The 19,320-nt window shown below is 70.6% G+C and carries 8 protein-coding genes; 5 read left to right on the forward strand and 3 right to left on the reverse strand.

Features of this window, described 5'->3' with window-relative positions; genetic code table 11:
- Positions 1–26 precede the first annotated feature (26 nt).
- The 3 genes from glgX (at position 27) to ACF08N_RS17275 (ending at position 6,445) form a co-directional block, all read left to right on the forward strand.
- On the forward strand, positions 27–2,309 hold the full coding sequence (gene glgX / locus ACF08N_RS17265) for a glycogen debranching protein GlgX (RefSeq protein ID WP_392325459.1): 2,283 nt from the start codon (positions 27–29) through the stop codon (positions 2,307–2,309).
- Positions 2,310–2,399: 90 nt separating this feature from the next.
- Positions 2,400–4,238, forward strand: coding sequence for an ABC transporter ATP-binding protein (locus tag ACF08N_RS17270; RefSeq protein WP_392325460.1), 1,839 nt, complete (start codon positions 2,400–2,402; stop codon positions 4,236–4,238).
- On the forward strand, positions 4,235–6,445 hold the full coding sequence (locus ACF08N_RS17275; protein ID WP_392325461.1) for an ATP-binding cassette domain-containing protein: 2,211 nt from the start codon (positions 4,235–4,237) through the stop codon (positions 6,443–6,445). Before ACF08N_RS17270 ends, ACF08N_RS17275 begins: the two co-directional genes overlap by 4 nt.
- 214 nt (positions 6,446–6,659) lie before the next feature.
- Here ACF08N_RS17275 and polX read toward each other — a convergent pair whose 3' ends face one another.
- Positions 6,660–8,387, reverse strand: coding sequence for a DNA polymerase/3'-5' exonuclease PolX (polX, locus tag ACF08N_RS17280; RefSeq protein ID WP_392325462.1), 1,728 nt, complete (start codon positions 8,385–8,387; stop codon positions 6,660–6,662).
- Between the two features lie 281 nt (positions 8,388–8,668).
- On the opposite strand from polX, the gene ACF08N_RS17285 reads away from it, so the two are divergent.
- Both ACF08N_RS17285 and ACF08N_RS17290 read left to right on the forward strand, forming a co-directional pair.
- A complete protein-coding gene (locus ACF08N_RS17285) occupies positions 8,669–10,687 on the forward strand; it encodes a M4 family metallopeptidase (RefSeq protein ID WP_392325463.1) in 2,019 nt (672 codons plus the stop codon).
- Between the two features lie 134 nt (positions 10,688–10,821).
- Complete coding sequence (locus ACF08N_RS17290; protein WP_392325464.1) at positions 10,822–11,565, forward strand: Clp protease N-terminal domain-containing protein; 744 nt, start codon at positions 10,822–10,824, stop codon at positions 11,563–11,565.
- A gap of 117 nt (positions 11,566–11,682) precedes the next feature.
- On the opposite strand, the gene ACF08N_RS17295 is transcribed toward ACF08N_RS17290, so the two are convergent.
- A complete protein-coding gene (locus ACF08N_RS17295; protein ID WP_392325465.1) occupies positions 11,683–12,363 on the reverse strand; it encodes a DUF6193 family natural product biosynthesis protein in 681 nt (226 codons plus the stop codon).
- Positions 12,364–12,390: 27 nt separating this feature from the next.
- Positions 12,391–19,224 carry a polymorphic toxin-type HINT domain-containing protein gene (locus ACF08N_RS17300; protein WP_392325466.1) on the reverse strand — a complete coding sequence of 2,278 codons (6,834 nt, stop codon included), beginning with the start codon at positions 19,222–19,224 and terminating at the stop codon, positions 12,391–12,393.
- Positions 19,225–19,320: the final 96 nt, after the last annotated feature.

The following is a 19,320-nucleotide window of genomic DNA, read 5'->3' on the forward strand; positions in this document are numbered from 1 at the left end:
CCCGACGAGCCGCGGGAGGCCGACAGGTGTCGAGCGCAGCCGAGCAGGAGACGGTGGACGAAGGAGTACGGGGCGGCCCGCCGCGTGCGCCTTCGGCGACGCCCGGCGCGGAGGGCCGCGCCGCCCCGGTGCGCGCCGCGCCCGCCTGGCCGGGGGCGCCGACCCCGCTGGGGGCGCGGTACCGGGTGGGTCCCGACGGGGTCGCGGGCACCAACTTCGCGCTGTGGGCGGGCGGGGCCGAGGCCGTCGAGCTGTGCCTGTTCGACGGCCCGGGGCCTGCGGCCACCGAGACGCGGGTGCCCCTGGCGGAGCTGACGCACGGGATCTGGCACGGTTTCGTGCCGGGAGCGGGAGCAGGCCAGCGGTACGGCTACCGCGTGCACGGCCGCTGGGACCCGTGGACCGGGGCCCGCTGGAATCCGGCGAAGCTGCTGCTCGATCCGTACGCCCGCGCGGTGGACGGGGACTACGCCGACTTCGGGCTGCCACCGGCGGTCTACGGGCACGTGCGGGACTGGCCGCAGCAGCATGTCGCCGACACCGTGCGCGACGACCGGGACTCGGCCCCGTTCGTGCCCAAGGGCGTCGTGGTCCACGACGACGCGGACGGCGACGAGTGGATGGACGACCGCAGGCCGAAGACGCCGTGGGCGGACTCGGTCATCTACGAACTGCACGTACGCGGCTTCACCAAGCTGCACCCCGGCATCCCCGAGGAGCTGCGGGGCACGTACGCGGGACTCGCGCACCCGGCCGCGATCGAACACCTCGTGGGCCTCGGGGTGACGGCGGTGGAGCTGCTGCCCGTGCACCAGTTCGCGCACGAGGACCATCTGCTGCGGCGCGGGCTCGTCAACTACTGGGGGTACAACTCCATCGGCTACTTCGCCCCGCACGGCGCGTACGCGGCATCCGGCACGGCCGGGCAGCAGGTCGGCGAGTTCAAGCGGATGGTGCGGGCGCTGCACGCCGCGGGGATCGAGGTCATCCTCGACGTGGTCTACAACCACACGGCGGAGGCGGGCGAGCTGGGCCCGATGCTGTCCCTGCGGGGCATCGACAACCGCGGTTATTACCGCCTCCAGTCCGATGCGCGGCGGTACGCGGACTACACGGGCTGCGGCAACACCCTGCACGTGGTGCAGCCCCATGTGCTGCGGCTGATCACCGACTCGCTGCGGTACTGGGTGACCGAGATGGGTGTCGACGGCTTCCGCTTCGACCTGGCGGCCGCGCTCGCCCGCTCCATGCACGACGTCGACATGCTGTCCCCCTTCCTCGCCGTCATCGCCCAGGACCCGGTGCTGCGGCGGGTGAAGCTGATCGCCGAGCCGTGGGACGTCGGCAACGGCGGGTACCAGGTGGGCGCGTTCCCCCCGCTGTGGACGGAGTGGAACGACCGATACCGCGACTCCGTGCGGGACTTCTGGCGCGGCGCGCTGCACGACGTACGGGACCTCGGCTACCGCCTGTCGGGCTCCAGCGACCTGTACGCCTGGGGCGGGCGCCGCCCGTACGCGTCGATCAACTTCGTCACGGCACACGACGGTTTCACCCTGCGCGACCTGGTCAGTTACGAGCACAAGCACAACGAGGCCAACGGCGAGGGCAACCGGGACGGCACCCACGACAACCGGTCGTGGAACTGCGGCGCCGAGGGCGAGACGGACGACCCGGCAATCAACGCGCTGCGCCGCAGGCAGTTGCGCAACCTGCTGACCACGCTGCTGCTGTCGACCGGTGTGCCGATGCTGGTGGCCGGTGACGAGATGGGCCGCACCCAGGGCGGCAGCAACAACGCGTACTGCCAGGACAACGAGGTCAGCTGGGTGGACTGGACCCTGCCGGAGCAGGAGACCGGGCGCGGGCTGCTGGAGCTGACGCGGCGGCTGCTCGCGCTGCGGCACGCCCATCCGGTGCTGCGCCGGCGCGCGTTCTTCTCCGGCCGCCCGCAGGCGCCGGACGGACTGCGGGACCTGGCCTGGTTCACTCCGCAGGGCACGGAGATGACCGAGGGCGACTGGTACGCGCCCTCGGCGACGCTTGCGCTCTACCTGTCCGGCCGCGACATCCCGGGGCGGGACGCGCGCGGGGCGCAGGTGACGGACGACAGCTTCCTGACGGTCCTGCACGCGGCGGGCGAGCCGGTGGACTTCCGGCTGCCCGGACCGCCGTGGGCCGAGGCGTACGAGGTGGTGGTGGACACCTCGCTGGAGAAGCAGGGCCGGCCGCCGGGGACGGTGCACGCGGGGGGTTCGGTGGTGCGGGTGCCCGCCCGGTGCGTGCTGCTGCTGCGCGTGCGGACCTGATCCGGGCCGTCCGGCACAGTTCCGCGGCTTCCGCGTGTCACCGGAAAACGGCATGAGGGCTGTCAGTGGCGAACCGTAGGCTCGCCCCTGATGCCCACACCACCCGTCGCCCCCGGTCCTTCGTCCGAGCGATCCGCCGTGCGCTCGCTGCTGCGGCTGTGGCCCTATGTGCGGCCGGTGCGCACCCGGCTGTTCAGCGCGGCGTTCGTCGCGATACTGGCCTCCTGTCTGAGCCTTGTCATCCCTCTGGTACTCAAGTGGATCGTGGACGGCCCGGTGGCCGGCGGCGATCCGGGCGGGGTGTGGACCGGGGCGCTGCTGCTGCTCCTCCTCGGAGTCGCGGAGGCGGCGCTGTTCGGCTTCCGGCGGTGGCTGGTCGCCCGGCCGTTGGCGGGGGTGGAGGCGGCGATGCGGGCCGATCTCTTCCGGCATCTCCAGCGCCTGCCCGTCGCCTTCCACGACCGGTGGGCGTCGGGGCAGCTGCTGTCCCGGGGCACCACGGACCTGATGCTGCTGCGGATGTTCCTGGCCTTCCCGCTGACGTTCCTCCTCGTCAACGGGACGACGATCCTGGTCGGTTTCGTGATCCTGCTCCAGCAGCAGTGGACCCTCGGTCTGGTGCTGCTCGCGCCGATCGTGCCGCTCGTCGTCGCGTGCTTCCTGTTCCAGACGCGGTACTCGCTCGTGGCCCGCCGCGCGCTGGACCAGGTCGGCGACCTGACCACGGTCGTGGAGGAGAGCGTGCTCGGCATCCGTGTCGTCAAAGGCTTCGGCCGGCACCGCAGTCAGGCGGAGGCGTTCCGGGCTCTGTCGGAGCGGCTGCGCGGCACGGAGCTGGGCAAGGCCCGGCTGCTCGGCGGGATCTGGGCAGTCATCACGGTGGTCCCGGAGCTGGCGATCGGCGCGGCGCTCGTGCTGGGCACGGTCCAGGTCGCGGACGGCGAGCTGACGGCGGGCACGCTGGTGGCGTTCCTGTCGACCGCGCTGGCGCTGCGCTGGCCGGTGGAGTCGATCGGCTTCCTGCTGGCGGTGAGCCAGGAGGCGGCCACCGCGGCCGACCGGTACTTCGAGGTGCTGGACGCCCCGGAGGAGCGGGAGACGCACGCGGACGCCCCGGCGGCGGCGCCCGGCGAAGGGGACGGACTGCGCTTCGAGGGCGTCGCGTTCCGCTACCCCGACGCTCCCGAGGGCACCCCGCCCGTCCTCGCGCGCGTCGACCTGCATGTGCGCGCCGGCGAGACGATGGCGCTCGTCGGCGGCACCGGCAGCGGCAAGACCACGCTCACGACGCTGGTGCCGCGGCTGTACGACGTCACGGACGGGCGCATCACGCTCGACGGGCAGGACATCACGGCGCTGCCCCGCGAGCGGCTGCGCGAGCTGGTGTCCGTCGCCTTCGAGGAGCCGACGCTGTTCTCGGCGAGCGTCGGCGAGAACGTGCTGATGGGCGCGGGGGGCGCGACGGACGCGGATGTGCGGCGCGCGCTGGAGGTGGCGCAGGCGGGCTTCGTCGACGACCTGCCGGACGGCGCGGACACGCAGGTCGGCGAGCAGGGCCTGAGCCTGTCCGGCGGTCAGCGCCAGCGGCTGGCGCTCGCCCGCGCGGTCGTCGGGCGGCCGCGCTTCCTGGTGCTCGACGACCCGCTCTCGGCGCTCGACGTCCACACCGAGGCGCTGGTGGAGGCGGCGCTGCGCCGGGTGCTGGAGGGCACGACTGCCCTGGTGGTGGCGCACCGCCCGTCGACGGTGATGCTCGCCGACCGGGTCGCGCTGCTGTCCGGCGGCCGGATCACGGCGGTGGGCACCCACCACGAACTGCTGCGGACGAACGGGGAGTACGCCTGGCTGATGTCGGGCACGCGCGCGCCCGACGGCCCCGCCCCGGACGCCACGACGAGCGCCACGGGCGCGGAAGGGAGGGCCCGGTGACGACGGGTTCGACAACGGGCCCGGCACAGGACCCGAACGGGACACCGGATCCCGCCCTGGACGCCGCGGGCGGGCCGGCACGTCCGGTCGGCGCCAAGACGACTAATGCGGACGCGGCCGCAGGCCCGGCGTCCTTCACGTACCCCGCGGCGGCCGGGGCGGCCGCGGGCCCGGTGGCTGCCGTGCCCGAAGAACCCACCGCTTCCGGCGGCGCGGACACGGAGGCCGGGACGACCGGAACGCCGGTCCGGGACTCAAGTGCCGGAGCCGGTGGCCGGCGGGGCAGGGCAAGTGCCGCCGAGGACGGTACCCCGGGCCCCGGCCCGGCGGCTCCCGGGACGGAGAGCGAAGCGGCCGCCGGCCCCCCGGGCCCCGGCCGCGCCGGGCAGCCGGCCGCGCGGTCCGGCGACGCGGACGACCCCTTCGACCGGGACGCGCTGCCCGCGCCCAAGGGGGCGACCGGGGCCCTGCTGCGCTCGCTGCTCGCGCCACGCCGCGCGCGCGTGGTGCTCGCGGCGGTGCTTCTGCTGCTCCAGCAGGCGACGGTCCAGGCCGGTCCGCTGCTCGTCGCGTACGCCATCGACCGCGGCGTGCCCGCCTTCCGGGCGGGCGACCACGGGCCGCTGATCGCCGTCGGTGCCGGGTACGCGGTGTGCGCGCTCGCGGCGGGCCTCCTCCAGTACGCCTTCATCCGCTCCTCCGCGCGCGTCAACCAGGACGTGCTGCTCGACCTGCGGGGCCGTATCTTCCGCCATGCGCAGGCGCTGAGCGTGGACTTCCACGAGCGCTACACCTCTGGGCGCCTGATCTCGCGGTCCACCACGGACGTCGAGTCCTTGCGGGAGCTGCTGAGCGAGGGGCTGCAGGAGCTCATCGGGGTCGTCCTCGCCTTCGTCTTCATCTCGGCCATGCTGCTGTGGCTGGACGTGGGCCTCGGCGGCCTGGCGGTGCTCTCCTTCGTGCCGCTGTACCTGCTGGTGCGGCTCTACCGGCGGCGTGCGAAGTCTGTGTTCATGCGGCGGTCGACGGCGATCGCCGCGGTCATCGTGAAGTTCGCGGAGACGATGAACGGCATCCGGCCGGTGCGCGCCTTCCGCCGCGAGCGGACCAACGACGCCGCCTTCCGCGTACTGAACGAGCACCACGCGCGCAGCAACGGCGACGCGCTGCTGGAGATGGCGCGCTACGTGGTCGGTTCGCGGCTGGTGGCCAACACGGCGGTGGCCGGGATCGTACTGTGGGGCGCCTACCGGGTCGCGTCGGGGACGCTGGCGCTGGGTGTGCTGGCGGCTGCTGTGCTGTACCTGCGGCGGCTGTACGACCCGATCGACCGGCTCGGCATGTTCCTCAACTCCTACCAGTCGGCGGCCGCGTCGCTGGAGAAGATCGCCGGCCTGCTGGCGCAGGTCCCGTCCGTGCCGGAGCCGGCGCGGCCGCGCGAGCTGCCGGTGCGCGCCGGCGGTCGTCCCGGCCGCGAGGTGGTCTTCGAGCGGGTCGGCTTCGGGTACCGGACGGGCGGCGAGGTCCTGCCGCGCTTCGACCTGACCATCGCGGCCGGCCAGACGGTCGCCGTCGTCGGCTCGACGGGTGCGGGCAAGTCGACGCTCGCCAAGCTGCTGGCCCGCTTCTACGACCCCACCGAGGGCCGGGTGCTGCTCGACGGGACGGATCTGCGCGACCTGGCCGTGCCGGAACTGCGCCGCGGGGTGGTGATGGTGACGCAGGAGGCGTTCCTGTTCTCCGGCACGGTCGCGGAGAACATCGCGATCGGCCGCCCCGATGCGACCCGCGCGGAGATCGAGCAGGCGGCGAAGGCGATCGGGGCGCACGACTTCATCGCCTCGCTGCCGGAGGGCTACGACACCGACGTTCGCAAGCGGGGCGGGCGCATCTCCGCGGGCCAGCGCCAGCTGGTGGCCTTCGCGCGTGCGCTGCTCGCCGATCCGGCGGTGGTGATCCTCGACGAGGCGACGAGCTCCCTGGACATTCCCGGTGAGCGGGCCGTGCAGCGCGCGATGGACACCGTGCTGCGGGGGCGTACGGCCGTCGTGATCGCGCATCGGCTCTCGACGGTGGAGATCGCGGACCGGGTGCTGGTGATGGAGCGGGGGCGGATCGTCGAGGACGGGCCGCCCGCCGAACTGATCGGCGGCGAGGGCCGGTTCTCCGGTCTGCACAAGGCGTGGCGGGACAGTGTGGTGGGCTGACGCCGTGCCGGGAGGGCTAGGGTCTTTCCGGCCCTGATCCGCCGGACAGCCCCTAGGGGGTGTCTTGTCGATCAGGCCGGATCAGCGAGCGGCGTCTGGTGCCGTGCATCGCAAGGCGGAGGAGGGAGGCGACGCGGAGCGTCGGCGACCGACGACAACGCGGCGAGGCGCGGTGCCAGACGCCGGGAGCCCGGCAAGATCGGCGAGACACCCCCTAGGTGCCGCCGCGCAGGAAGCGGCGCAGCTTCGTCAGCGGCCATGCGTTGATGACGTCGTCCTTGGTGAGCCAGCCCCGCTGGGCCGTGCCGACGCCGTAGCGCATGTAGGGCAGGTGCGTGGTGGAGTGTGCGTCGGAGTCGACGGCGAACTTCACCCCGTACCGCTTGGCGCGCAGGATCTCCTCGTCGCTGAGATCGAGCCGTTCCGGATGGGAGTTGATCTCCAGGGCGGTGCCCGTCCGGGCACACGCCTCGAATACGGCGTCGAAGTCGGCGTCGATGCCGGGCCGTTTGCCGAGCAGCCGGGTGGTGGGGTGGCCGATGACGGCGACGTGCGGGTTCTCGCAGGCGCGCAGCAGCCGCCGGGTGAGTTCGCGGCGGTTCTGGTTGAAGTGCGAGTGGACCGAGGCCACGCACAGGTCGAACCCGGCCAGGAATTCGTCGGGCCAGTCCACTTCGCCCTCCGGCCCGATGTTGAGTTCGGTGCCGTGCAGCAGCCGCATTCCGTGGTGCCTGCGGTCGAGTTCCCGTACGCGCTCGCGCTGCGCGAGCATCTTCTCGGCGGTCATCCGCTGCATGGCGAGGTTGGGGGCGTGGTCGGTGATCGCGAAGTAGGCGTAGCCGAGGTCCGCGGCGGCGGCGATCATGTCCTCCAGCGGGGCGAGCCCGTCGGTGAGGTCGGTGTGGGTGTGGAGGTCGCCCCGGATGTCGCGGTCGGTCAGCAGCTCGGGGAGTTCACCGCGCAGTCCGGCGGCGATCTCGCCGCGGTCCTCGCGCAGGGGCGGCGGGATCCAGGGCAGGCCGAGCCGGGCGTAGATGTCCCCCTCGTCCTCCGAGGTGATCTTCCTGCCGTTCTTGGCGTGGAAGAGCCCGTACTCGGAGAGCTTGAGCTTGTGGCGCACCGCGATCTCGCGGGTGCGGATGTTGTGGGCCTTGGAGCCGGTGAAGTACTGCAGTCCCGCTCCCCATGAGTCGGGCGGCAGGACCCGCAGGTCGACCTGGAGTCCCTTGGTGGTGCGGATGGAGGTCTTCTTCTCCCCGCCGGCGATGACCTCGGCCGTGTGCGGCAGGCGGCCGACGGCCTCCATGAAGGGTGCCGACCGCGCGGCGGCCACCAGGATGTCGATGTCCCCGATGGTCTCCTTCATCCGGCGCAGCGACCCTGCGTAGGTGCACCCCTTGCAGCCGGTGACCGCGGACAGCTCGGCGACGATCTGTTCGGCGACGTCCATCGCGGCGTTGATGAGGATGCGGCCGCTCCCGCCGGCCTTCTGCATGAGTCCGATGCCGTGGAGGATGTTCTCCTCGGTCTTCTCGCCGAATCCGCGCAGGTCACGCAGCCGTTCCTGGTGGATGGCGTCGAGCAGCTGGTCCACCGATGAGATGTCGAGTTCCTCGTAGAGGACCATCGCCTTCTTGGGGCCGAGTGTGGGGATGGTGATCAGCTCCCGCACCCCGGCCGGGATCGACGCCCTGGCCTCCTCGATGGTGGAGACCTGACCGGTCCGGAGGTACTCGACGACCTTCTCGGCGATCGACTTCCCCACGTTGGGGATCTCTTTCAGCCCTTTGAGGTCGAGCTTCGAGACGTCGGCGGGGAAGCCTCCGACGGCACGGGCGGCCTTCTCGTAGGCGCGCGCCTTGAAGGCGTCGCCGCCGGTGATCGTGATGAGGTCGGCGTACTCCTGGAGCAGCGCCTCGACCTCTTCATTGGCCCTGGTCATATCGGCCGGGTGCCCTCAGGGCGGATGGCCACGCATGGGCGGTGGCCCCGCCGAAACGTCCGCTCACCGAACATGACTTTTCGGGCAACGGACGATTTCCGGCCAACTTCTTGACGCGCCCCTGTCATAAGGCCGCCGCCGGTGCCACTCTTCCCCCGTTCCGCGCGCACCGTGCTCCGCAGCTCTCTTCGCTCTCTTCGCTGTCCTCGCTCCGCCAGCTCTGTTTGCCCTGCCCGGCCGCACACCCAGCGGCCGGTACCCCCCTCGCAAAAGGAGTCCGCGTGAGACCCACGCATCGCCGTCGCGCCACCGCGACGGGAGCCCTCATCACCACCGCCGCGCTTCTCGCGGTCGGTTTCCAGGCCGGCCCCTCGGCCGCCCAGCCCGCGGCGGCACCCGCCGCGGCGAAGGCGGGCCAGGCCGACCCCGGCGCGCTGCCCAAGAACCTCTCCCCCGCCCAGCGTGCGGAGCTGATCCGCGAGGCGACCGCCACCACGGCCGCCACCGCGAAGGAACTCGGCCTCGGGGCCCAGGAGAAGCTCGTCGTCCGGGACGTCGTCCAGGACCGCGACGGCACCACCCACACCCGCTACGAGCGCACCTACGCGGGGCTGCCGGTCCTCGGCGGCGACCTCGTGGTGTCCCAGAGCGCGGCGGGCGCCACGCAGTCCGTCACCAAAGCGTCGAGGGCTGCCCTGAAGAACGTCGACACCAGCGCCGACATCGCTCCGGCCACGGCCGAGAAGCAGGCGGTGAGCGAGGCCAGGGCGGAGGGGTCCGCCGAGACCGGGGCCGAGCGCGCACCGCGCAAGGTCATCTGGCTGACGGACGGCAAGCCGACGCTGGCGTACGAGACGGTCGTCGGCGGACTCCAGCACGACGGCACGCCCAACGAGCTGCACGTCATCACCGACGCCACCACGGGTGAGAAGCTCTTCGAGCGCCAGGCGGTTCACAACGGGACGGGCAACACCCAGTACAGCGGCCAGGTCACGCTCGGCACGGCGCCGTCGTACACGCTGACGGACACCGGACGCGGCAACCACAAGACGTACAACCTCAACCGGGGTACGTCCGGCACCGGCACGCTGTTCTCCGGCCCGGACGACATCTGGGGCGACGGCACCCCGCAGAACGCCGAGACCGCCGGCGCCGACGCGCACTACGGCGCGGCCCTCACCTGGGACTACCTCAAGAACGTGTACGGCCGCAGCGGCATCCGCGGCGACGGCGTCGGCGCGTACTCGCGCGTCCACTACGGCAACGCGTACGTCAACGCCTTCTGGTCCGACTCCTGCTTCTGCATGACCTACGGCGACGGCGCCAACAACACCAAGCCGCTCACGTCGATCGACGTTGCCGCGCACGAGATGACGCACGGCCTCACGTCCAACACGGCCGGCCTGGTCTACAGCGGCGAGTCCGGCGGCCTCAACGAGGCCACCTCCGACATCTTCGCCGCGGCTGTCGAGTTCTACGCCAACAACACCAAGGACGTCGGCGACTACCTCGTCGGCGAGAAGATCGACATCCGCGGCAACGGCACCCCGTTGCGCTACATGGACAAGCCCAGCAGGGACGGCTCGTCCAAGGACTACTGGTACTCCGGTATCGGCAACATCGACGTCCACTACTCCTCGGGCCCGGCGAACCACTGGTTCTATCTGCTCTCCGAGGGCAGCGGGGCCAAGACCGTCAACGGCGTGAACTACGACTCGCCGACCTCCGACGGCCTGCCGGTGACCGGGATCGGCCGCGAGAAGGCGGCGCTGATCTGGTTCAAGGCGCTCACCACGAAGTTCAACTCCCGCACGGACTACGCGGGTGCCCGCACCGGCACCATCGCCGTGGCGACGGAGCTGTACGGCGCGAGCAGCGCCGAGGTCAAGTCGGTCACCGATGCCTGGGCCGGCATCAACGTCGGCGCACGTCCCGGCGGCGACCCGGACCCGGGCACGGTCTTCGAGAACACGGCCGACGTGTCCATCCCGGACGCCGGCGCCGCGGTGACGTCCTCGATCAACGTCACGGGCCGCACGGGCAACGCGCCCTCGACCCTCAAGGTCGGCGTGGACATCGTCCACACCTGGCGCGGTGACCTGGTCATCGACCTGCTGGCCCCGGACGGGACCGCGTACCGCCTGAAGAACTCGAGCGGTTCGGACTCGGCGGACAACGTCCAGACCACGTACACCGTCAACGCCTCCAGCGAGGTGGCGAACGGCACCTGGAAGCTGCGGGTGCAGGACGTGGCGCGCTACGACACGGGCTACATCAACAGCTGGAAGCTCACCTTCTGAGCCGGCGCCGCACCGCTGCCCCACTGCCGCCCGGGGTGCACCGCACCCCGGGCGGCTCCGTCGCCGGGCGACTGCCGACCACGATCGTCAACCGAGGGTTGACGATCCGGTCATCGTCAACCTAAGGTTGTCGCATGACGGATACCGATCCTGTGCGTCTCACGCACCCCGTGCGGCTCGACGATCTGATCGAAGCCATCAAGAAGGCGCACTCCCAGCCCCTCGACCAGCTGTCCGACGCGGTCATCGCGGCGGACCACCTCGGCGACATCGCCGACCACCTCATCGGCCACTTCGTGGACCAGGCCCGCCGCTCCGGCGCCTCGTGGACCGAGATCGGCACGTCCATGGGCGTGTCCAAGCAGGCCGCCCAGAAACGCTTCGTGACCAAGGGGTCCGACCAGCCCCTCGCCCTCGATCCGGACCAGGGCTTCAGCCGGTTCACCCCGCGGGCCAGGAACGTCGTCACGGCGGCCGCCAACGAGGCCCGCGAGGCCCGCAACGCGCACGTCGGCACCGAGCACCTGACCCTCGGCCTGCTCGCCGAGCCCGAGGGCCTCGCCGCCAAGGCGCTCACCACGCTGGGCACCGACGCCGACCGGGTCCGCGCCTCGGTGACGGCGGCGCTGCCCCCGGCCGCCGACGACCTCCCCGAGGTCGCGCCGTACGACGCCCGGGCCCGCAAGGCCCTGGAGCTCACCTTCCGCGAAGCCCTTCGGCTGGGCCACAACTACATCGGCACCGAGCACATCCTGCTGGCCCTGCTGGAGGCGGAGGACGGCAGCGGCCCGCTCTCGGCGCTCGGCATCGACAAGGGCGCCGTCGAGGCGTACGTGACGGAGGCACTGGCCCCGTTCCTGGCCGCCAAGGAGCAGTAGCCCTCGACCGCTTGCGGTGGCGACGGACGTGGACAACGAGGAGGACCGCCCCCGGTGGTGCTGGGGGCGGTCCAGACGGAGACACTCACGCGGCTCCGGATCCCTGCATGGTGTCCTTCAACTGCCGGAGATACGACGCGCTGCGGCGGCCACCGCCTCACCCACGGAGGCCACGACCTCCGCCGGCTCGGCGTGATCCGTGTCGGCGACCCGGTACGCACCGCTGCCCAAGGGCTCGATGTGCAGTTCTCGTGCTCCTTGCACACCGTTGCCGAAGCTCAGCCTCAGCACTCCGTGACTCAGGTTCGGGAACAGCCGGTGAAAGCGCCCGTCCGCGTGGAAGGCCGCAACCAGGCTCCGTTCGTCCGCGTACACCTCGGCGGTGCACAGCCAGTCCCACTGGGCGCGGGTGACGTCTCCGGACTCGCGGGCCCGGGCGAGCCGCCCGGGCGTCATGAAGGGGAATGCGCCGGCGAAGTCGTCCACCGGCATCCCTCCCCGCCATGCCGCGATGGCGTCGACGAGCTCGTCGACCTCTTCGGTCGCACCTTCCGCCCAGACGAACCTGCGCTCGTAGATGCCCAGGAAGAACGTTCTGGACTCCGTACCGAGCGACACGTGCAGCGTCCCCCGGCTCGACTCCAGCTCCGCCCCGACGGATTGTCCCGCCCCCGAGGAGCCCTGCCCGGCGACCCTGCCCACATCGACGCCCCGGCTGCGGGCCACGGACTCGATCGACTCGGCCAGACCACCCATCGCGAGAACGTCCGCGTAGAGATCGCTGTCGATGGCATTCACTGGTTCAGGAACCCCCTGGAATCGTGACTAGCACCCGCATGAGGGCCCTGGTTCGTTGATGTACGGCCGGATCCGCCCGAAGGTCGACCAGTCAGGTTCCGGAATCTTGTGCTCCACAAGCGTCCCCTTGGCATTGGGCCGGTAGAACTTGATGGAATCCCAGGAACGCTTGCCGTTCACCACGGCCCTGGCGATCATGCCCATCTCGATGTCGGTCGCATAGGGATGTGTCGGGTTGAGTCCGTCCTTCGCGGCGTCCGAGAAGGACGGGATTCCCTTCATGTTGACATGAAGGCGGACATTGGGGTCCGCGATGGCGTTCTCCACCGGCCCCTGCCAGTCCTCGACACCGTCGAAGTGCTTGAAATTCTTTTCGTTTGCCCAGGTGTAGGTTCCCTCGTCCTTCATTCCGAGTGCGACGTCGCAGTTGTGCACGAGGACCGGAGCGGTCCCTGCCAGGACGTAGTACGCGTGGATGCCCGTGACGGTGAGGTCGTGCGTGCGCTGGCGCTTGTCGAAGTGACGCGTGTCCGTGACCTCGACCGTGTCACCCGTCGGGGTCAGCAGAGTCATTCCGGGACGGAGGTCGCCCGCCTTGATCCACTCGCGCTCGGAGACCACCCAGAACGGGTGGGTCGTGGTGGCGATCAGGGCCTCGGGCGTACCGGATTCACCCGCGATCGTGAGGTCGACGAAGTGCTTGTCGTCCTCGGTGACGATGGTGCCCGCGACCTCGCGAACCGTCGTCTCGCCGGTCTCGGAGTCGGTGACGGTGACCTTGTCGCCGAGCGCGACGTCCTCGATCGGCTTGGTCGTACCGTCGGCCAGAAGAACCTTCGTGCCGGGCAGGAAGCTGTGGCACTCGCTCTTCTTCTTCTTGAGAGCTTCCGCGGCCTTCTTCTTGGCCGCGGCCAACGCGTCCTTCGCCTTGGACAGCCCGTCCTTCGCCTTGTCGACGGCCTTGTTGGCCTTCCACAGGTCCTTGACTCCGCCGATCAGGTCGCCGACCAGGCCGACCACGCGCTTGGCGAGCTTGGCTCCCTTGGCCCAGTTCCACGGTGCGCCGTACTTGGCCAGGATCTTGCCCGCGAGACCACCGGCGAAGCTGCCGGCGATGTTGAGCAGCGTCTCGCCGCAGGCGCCCATGTCTCCGCTGGAGACACAGTCGAGCGCGGCGTCCACACCCAGGATGTCCCGGACGATCTTGACCAGGGCCTTGCCCGCGGACTTGATCCGCTGCTTGGCCGCACTCTGCTGACCCTGCGCTCCGGCGAGGTCGTTCGTTGCCTTGGTGACGGTGTGCTCGGCCTGCTTGACCTTGTCCGTGACCGGCTTGCCGCCCTCGCACTCGATCAGGCCCTGCCAGCACTCCGCGAGAATCATGCCGCTCGGGTCGGCGTGGGTCACCGGGGAGTTGTTGGCGTAGCTGTAGCCGTTGATCTGCTGCGGCTGCTTGTGATCGATGATCGGGTCGACGGAGATGAACTTGCCGATGACCGCGTCGTACTCGCGCGCGCCCAGATGGGTCAGCCCGGTCGACTTGTCGATCGTGCCGCCGACATAGCCCTTCTCACCCGGCCAGGTGCCGGTCGCCTCACCCCGGTCGACACCGAAGGGGTCGAAGCGGCGCTGCGAGACGGAACCCGTCACGGCGTCGATGGCGAGCTCGCCCGTGCCGTGGTGGTCGGAGGCGAGGAACGACACCTTGCCGTCGTTCGTGCGGACCGCGACCGTCTGGCCGGCGTGCGAGTAGTAGCGGGTGGCCTCCGTCTTCGTACCGTCGGCGGAGAGCTTCAGCTCCATGCCGGGCAGGTAGACCGTCGTGCCCGTCGGGTCCTTGCGCTGGACCCGGTTGCCGTCACTGTCGTACAGGTACGTCGTGGTGGAGCCGTCGGCCTCGGTCGCCTTGGCGAGCTTGCCCGCATCGGTCCACTCCAGCACCTGTGCGTCACCACCCGTGGTGCGCTCGGTGGTGTTGCCACTTGCGTCGTACTCGTAGGTCGACTGCTTGTCGCCGGTCGGCGTGCTCTCCACGACCTTGGTCAGCTGGTGCGGACCGTCGCCCAGCGCGCCCGCGCCGCCGTACGTGTACGTGCGGGTGATGTTCTTCGCGGGGTTCAGGCCGGTGTCGTGGACGGTCTCCGAGGTCCGGTTGCCGATGGCATCGGTGACGTACGACTTCCAGTACGGGGCCGGACCGCCGAGCGGATTCGCCCCCGGAGCGGACTGACACGCCGCGGGCCCGGACCCCCCGACCGGAGCGGTCGAGCCGATCGTGCCGCTGCCCGACCCGTCGGCCACGCCCGACGCCGGGGTCCACGCCTCCGCGAGACGCTTGCGCGAGTCGTAGCCGAAGCACTGCACGTCCGGCGAGGCGGTGTTCGACGTGTCCGCGATCGACAGGACGTTGCCCGCCTGGTCGTAGGAGTAGTTGGCCTCCTTCACCGGAGCGGACGCTCCGTAGACGTCGACCACCATGCGCGTCATGCGGTCGGTGCCGGTCTCGTAGTCGAAGGTCTGCCAGACCTTCTTGCCGGTGCCGGTGGACAGCTCCAGCTGGCGGAGTTCGCTCTGTCCGGAGTAGACGGTGTCGGTGACATAGGGCGTCGAACCGGTCAGCGTCGTGGGACGCTGCAGGTTGTCGTAGCCGCTGACCAGCACCTCCGCCGGCAGATCACCGGCGGCGGGCAGCCCGTTCGACTGCACGGTTCCGTCGCGGTTGTAGGCCGCCGTGTAGGTGTACGTCCCGGCCAGCGCCCCCTGGGACGGCGGGACCACATAGTTCGTCTTCAGCGGCCGGTAGAAGTCGTCCCATGTCTGGGTGACGGTGCCGAACGACTCCGTCGGCGAGATGTAGCTGATCATGGCCCAGGCGTGGCCCAGCAGCCCGGCCTTGTCGTACCGGGTCTCCGTGATCTTGGTACCCGTGGTCGGTTCTCCCTGCCACGTGGACAGGGTGCGGCCCAGCTTGTCGTAGACGGTGGAGATCTTCTTGCCCCGGCCGTCCGTCGCCGAGACGGCGCGGTCCGAGGCGTCGTACTGCGTGGTCGACGTCCCCGCGTCCGGGTCGATGCTCTTCGTCTTGCGGCCCAGCAGGTCGTACTCGTAACGCCACACGTTGCCCTGGGCGTCCGTGACCGTCTCGAGCTGGTTCTTGGGCGTGTACGTGTACTTGGTGACGTCGTAACCGGACAGCGGGTTCGGGGAGTCACCCCGGTAGTGCCAGATCTCCTTGGTGTTGCCCGCGAAGTCCGTGATCGTGGTGGTGGGCACGCCGCCCTTCGGCGGGTCGACCGTGGTGCGCTCCCCGTCGTACGTGGTGGTGGTCCGCCACTGCTCGACACCGGACACGGCCAGGATCTGGGCAGTCATGCGGCCGAGGCCGTCGTACTCCATCAGGCTCTGCCGGCCGACCTCGCCGTTGCGGACGATCAGCAGCTCGTCGGAGGCCGCCCCGGCGGCGTTGTACGTTGCGTGGGTCTTCTTGACCTTGCCCGTGCCGTCGTAGAACGAGTCCGCGACCATGCGCGTGCCGCCCGCACCCTCGGTCTGGAGCTGACGCGGGCGCAGCAGGCTGTCGTACAGCTGGTACTCGGAGCCGTACGAGCCGTCGTTCTCGATCTTCTCCGTCCGGATCGCCGTGACCTTGTCGCGACGGACGTTGTACGAGTACTTGATGCTCGGGGTCTGCGTCTTCACGCGGTCCGGCAGCCAGACCGAGGTCAGGCGGCCGAGGCCGTCGTAGGCGAGATCCGTGCGCTTGCCGTTCGGGTCGGTCTGGCCGGCCGACATGCCCCAGGCCGGGACGTAGTCGGTGGTCGTGATGTGGCCCAGCGCGTTGGTGTTCTTCGTCTGCGAGATCAGGCCGTTGACATCCGTGTACGCCGTCTTGGTCACGGCGCCCGCCGCGTCCGTCTGGGACAGCGGGCGGCCGAAGGCGTCGTACGTGGTGGTGCCGGTGACCTGGTAGGTGCCGGTCGTGCCGTTGTGCGACGTCAGGCGCTCCGTGGTGGTGGCATCGCCCAGGGTGGGTGCCTGGCCGAACGCCTTGCCGTCGTACGAGGTGCGCTCGTCGGCGTGGACCTGCGTCCTCCGGTCGGGTGTGACCGAGCACCCCACGCCCACCGCCTCGCTGCGCGACGGCAGCGAGAGGATGTTCGCGCCCACGTTGTCGGCGTACCAGGTGCGGGTGCAGGTGTCGTCGGCCGTGGTCGATACGTCACCCTGGTCGTCGACCTCCACCACGCGACCGGTTCCGTTGACCGTGTCGTACTTGGTGGTGGCCTTCGTCTGGCGCCACGTGCCGTCGGACAGCAGGCTGTAGCCGCGTTCCGTGTCAGAACGGACGATGACCGAATGCGACGTTCCCCAGCTGCGGGTCTGCGTGGCGGTGACGGCCTTCCAGGGCTCGCTGATCACCTTGGAGACGAGCTTGGTCCCGTCGTAGGTGTGCGCCTCCAGCTGGTGGCCGGTGAACTCCTCGGAGTCGGTGTACTCGACGCCCGTCGAGTCGGTGACCTTCACCGAACGGGTGCCGCCGGCCGGGTCCTTGTCGCCGTCCATGCCCTGCAGGTACGTGTAGTCGACCCGCGAGGTCTGCTGGTCGGCGCTGCCCGAGGTGACGGTGACCTTGCCGTAGCCCTGCCAGCCGCCCCAGGTGAGGTACTTGTCCTCGGTGATGCCGTCCGGCACGGCCTTCCGCCAGGCCGCGGCGCCGTTGTAGTCGTAGCGCGTGACGAGCGAGTCGCCGCCGCCGGTGCGGTCGGTCTCGACGATCTCGGCGACGACGTACTTGTGGAACCAGTCCGTGATCGGCTCGATGGTGCCCGGCGGGGCCCACTTGACCGGGTAGCAGCGCTTGGTCGACTCGCCCGGCTTGGGCAGTGCGTCCTTGGTGCACTCGGTCGGTGCGTAGTTGATGTCGAGCTGCGCCCCGGTCTCGCTCAGGACGGCCGCGAGGCGGTAGCGGTGGAACGGCGCGATGTTGTCGCCGATCGCGTCGACCCGGTTGACCAGCTGCTCGCCGTACAGCTCCAGGCTGGGCAGCTTCGCCGCGGTGCCGACCCGGCCCTCGTGGTCGAGCTTCGACAGCCACAGGGTCTTGGAGTCGTCACCGTTGTCGGTGAACACGTGCGTGTAGGTCCACGCGTCCACGTCCTGGTACTCGGTGGCGCTCTTGCGCATCTGCGTGGTGATGCTCGTCAGACGCTTCGTCGTCCAGAAGGTCTGGCCGACGGTGCACTTGGTGTCGGCCTTGCACTCCTGGTCGACCGGCGTGTCCGGCCAGTGTGCCGCGTTCGCCTTGGTGCGCTTGGACTCGGCGCAGTCGAAGTCGGCGGTGGGCAGGCAGCGTTCGGTGACGCCGAAGACGACCCGGGCGGGCGCCTTGGCCGCGTAGACGGAGCCGTCGCGCTGGCCGTAGTCGACGCGCTTCAGGTAGCCGCCGCGGTGGTACGCGGTGCCGTTGACGTCCGTCTTGCCGTTGAGGGCGTAGTGGTTCGTCTCGGGGGCGTAGAAGTAGGACATCACGTTGCCGTGGGTGTCCTTGACGTAGTCCAGGCTCCAGCGCCACGCCTGCTTGCAGTGGGCGCTGGTGAACGTGGCGTTGTAGCAGGGCTCGCCGGAGTCGTCGCCGAAGACGGGGGCGGTCCAGGCCGAGTCGGTGGTCTCGTTGCCGGTGGCCCAGCCGGGCAGGCGGTTGAGGCCGAACCAGTACTGGGTGCCGTCGGCGGTGGTGACCTTCCAGTGCTCGCCGTCGTTGTCGCCGTTCGTCGCACCGGTCAGCTTCTCGACCTTGGTGCCGTCGTCGGACGAGAACTTCCAGGCGCCGGTCTTGTCGTCCTTGATCAGCTCGCTGGAGCTGCCGTTGAGCATGATCGAGGCGTTGTCGAACGCCCAGCACTGCTCACCGGAGGTCGAGTGGCCGTCGTCGGCGCACGGCTTGTAGCGGCGCTCGATGTAGCCGGGGTCGTACGAGAAGCCCTCGCCGATCCACGAACCCTGGTTGTTGGTCGTGGAGGTGCGGCCGTCCGCGGACTGCGACGAGTAGCCGAGGCCGATGGTCGGGGAGAGGCCGCCCGGCGTGGGGACCGTACGCATCGGGTAGTTCCAGCTGAAGCCGCCCGAGGAGTTGGCGACGCTCCAGCTCGCCGAGGGGGAGAGCGGGGTCGCCTTGTACGAGCCCTGCGCCGAGGACGGCCCGGCCGCGAGCGCCACGAGCGAGGTGCCCTCGACGGCCATGGTCGACGGGCCGGACTCCGGCGCCGGAGCCGCGACCACGGAGGCGGAGACCGTGCGGTCCTCGGGGTCGTTGACGGTGGGCAGCGGCTTCGGCAGCTCGGGGCACGCCTTGCTGCCGGGGGTCGCGACGGTCGCACAGGCGGGCAGCTGCACCAGGTGCAGGCGGGAGGCGTACGAGCCGCCGTAGCCCTCGGCGAAGGAGGAGTAGTCGACGGTCAGACGCACCGTGGCGTCCTTCGCCCGGTCGTCGGCGCGCTCGACGCGCAGCAGCGCGGCGGCGTGGAGCTCGGCGGCCCGCTTGGCGGGCAGGACGTCGACGGTGACCTTGGCGGGGGCGTCCTGGGCGGATGCCGTGCGAGCCGGCTTCGCCCCCTTGGCCGGCACCGAGGAGACGGCGACCGGCAGGCCGCCGACCGTTGTCTCCTTCGGCGTGGCGGAGGCGACGGCGAGTTCGGCGCTGCCGCCGCCGGGCCAGACCGCCTTGTCGAGCGTCGTGACCGCGGCCTTCTTCGCCGGATCGGCCGGACGCGGTGCGGCCTTGGCGTCCTTGCCCTCGACGGGATCGCCCAGGTCCTGCACGCCGGGCCTGCCCCGGCCCTGCTCCTGCAGGGTGAGCGGCATCGCCTGGACCGTACCGCCGGTCAAGGCGATGGTCACTCCCAAGGCGGTCGCTGCGAGCAGCCGCCCGGGTATGCGCCGGTTCAGCAACCGGCCACG

Source organism: Streptomyces sp. NPDC015127 (assembly GCF_043080095.1).
Lineage (GTDB): Bacteria > Actinomycetota > Actinomycetes > Streptomycetales > Streptomycetaceae > Streptomyces.

What these genes read in the sequence shown, in the direction of transcription:
- polX (WP_392325462.1), bottom strand. Translation starts at nt 8,387, where the DNA reads ATGACCAGGGCCAATGAAGAGGTCGAGGCGCTGCTCCAGGAGTACGCC.
- ACF08N_RS17290 (WP_392325464.1), top strand. Translation starts at nt 10,822, where the DNA reads ATGACGGATACCGATCCTGTGCGTCTCACGCACCCCGTGCGGCTCGAC.
- ACF08N_RS17270 (WP_392325460.1), top strand. Translation starts at nt 2,400, where the DNA reads ATGCCCACACCACCCGTCGCCCCCGGTCCTTCGTCCGAGCGATCCGCC.
- ACF08N_RS17300 (WP_392325466.1), bottom strand. Translation starts at nt 19,224, where the DNA reads ATGCCGCTCACCCTGCAGGAGCAGGGCCGGGGCAGGCCCGGCGTGCAG.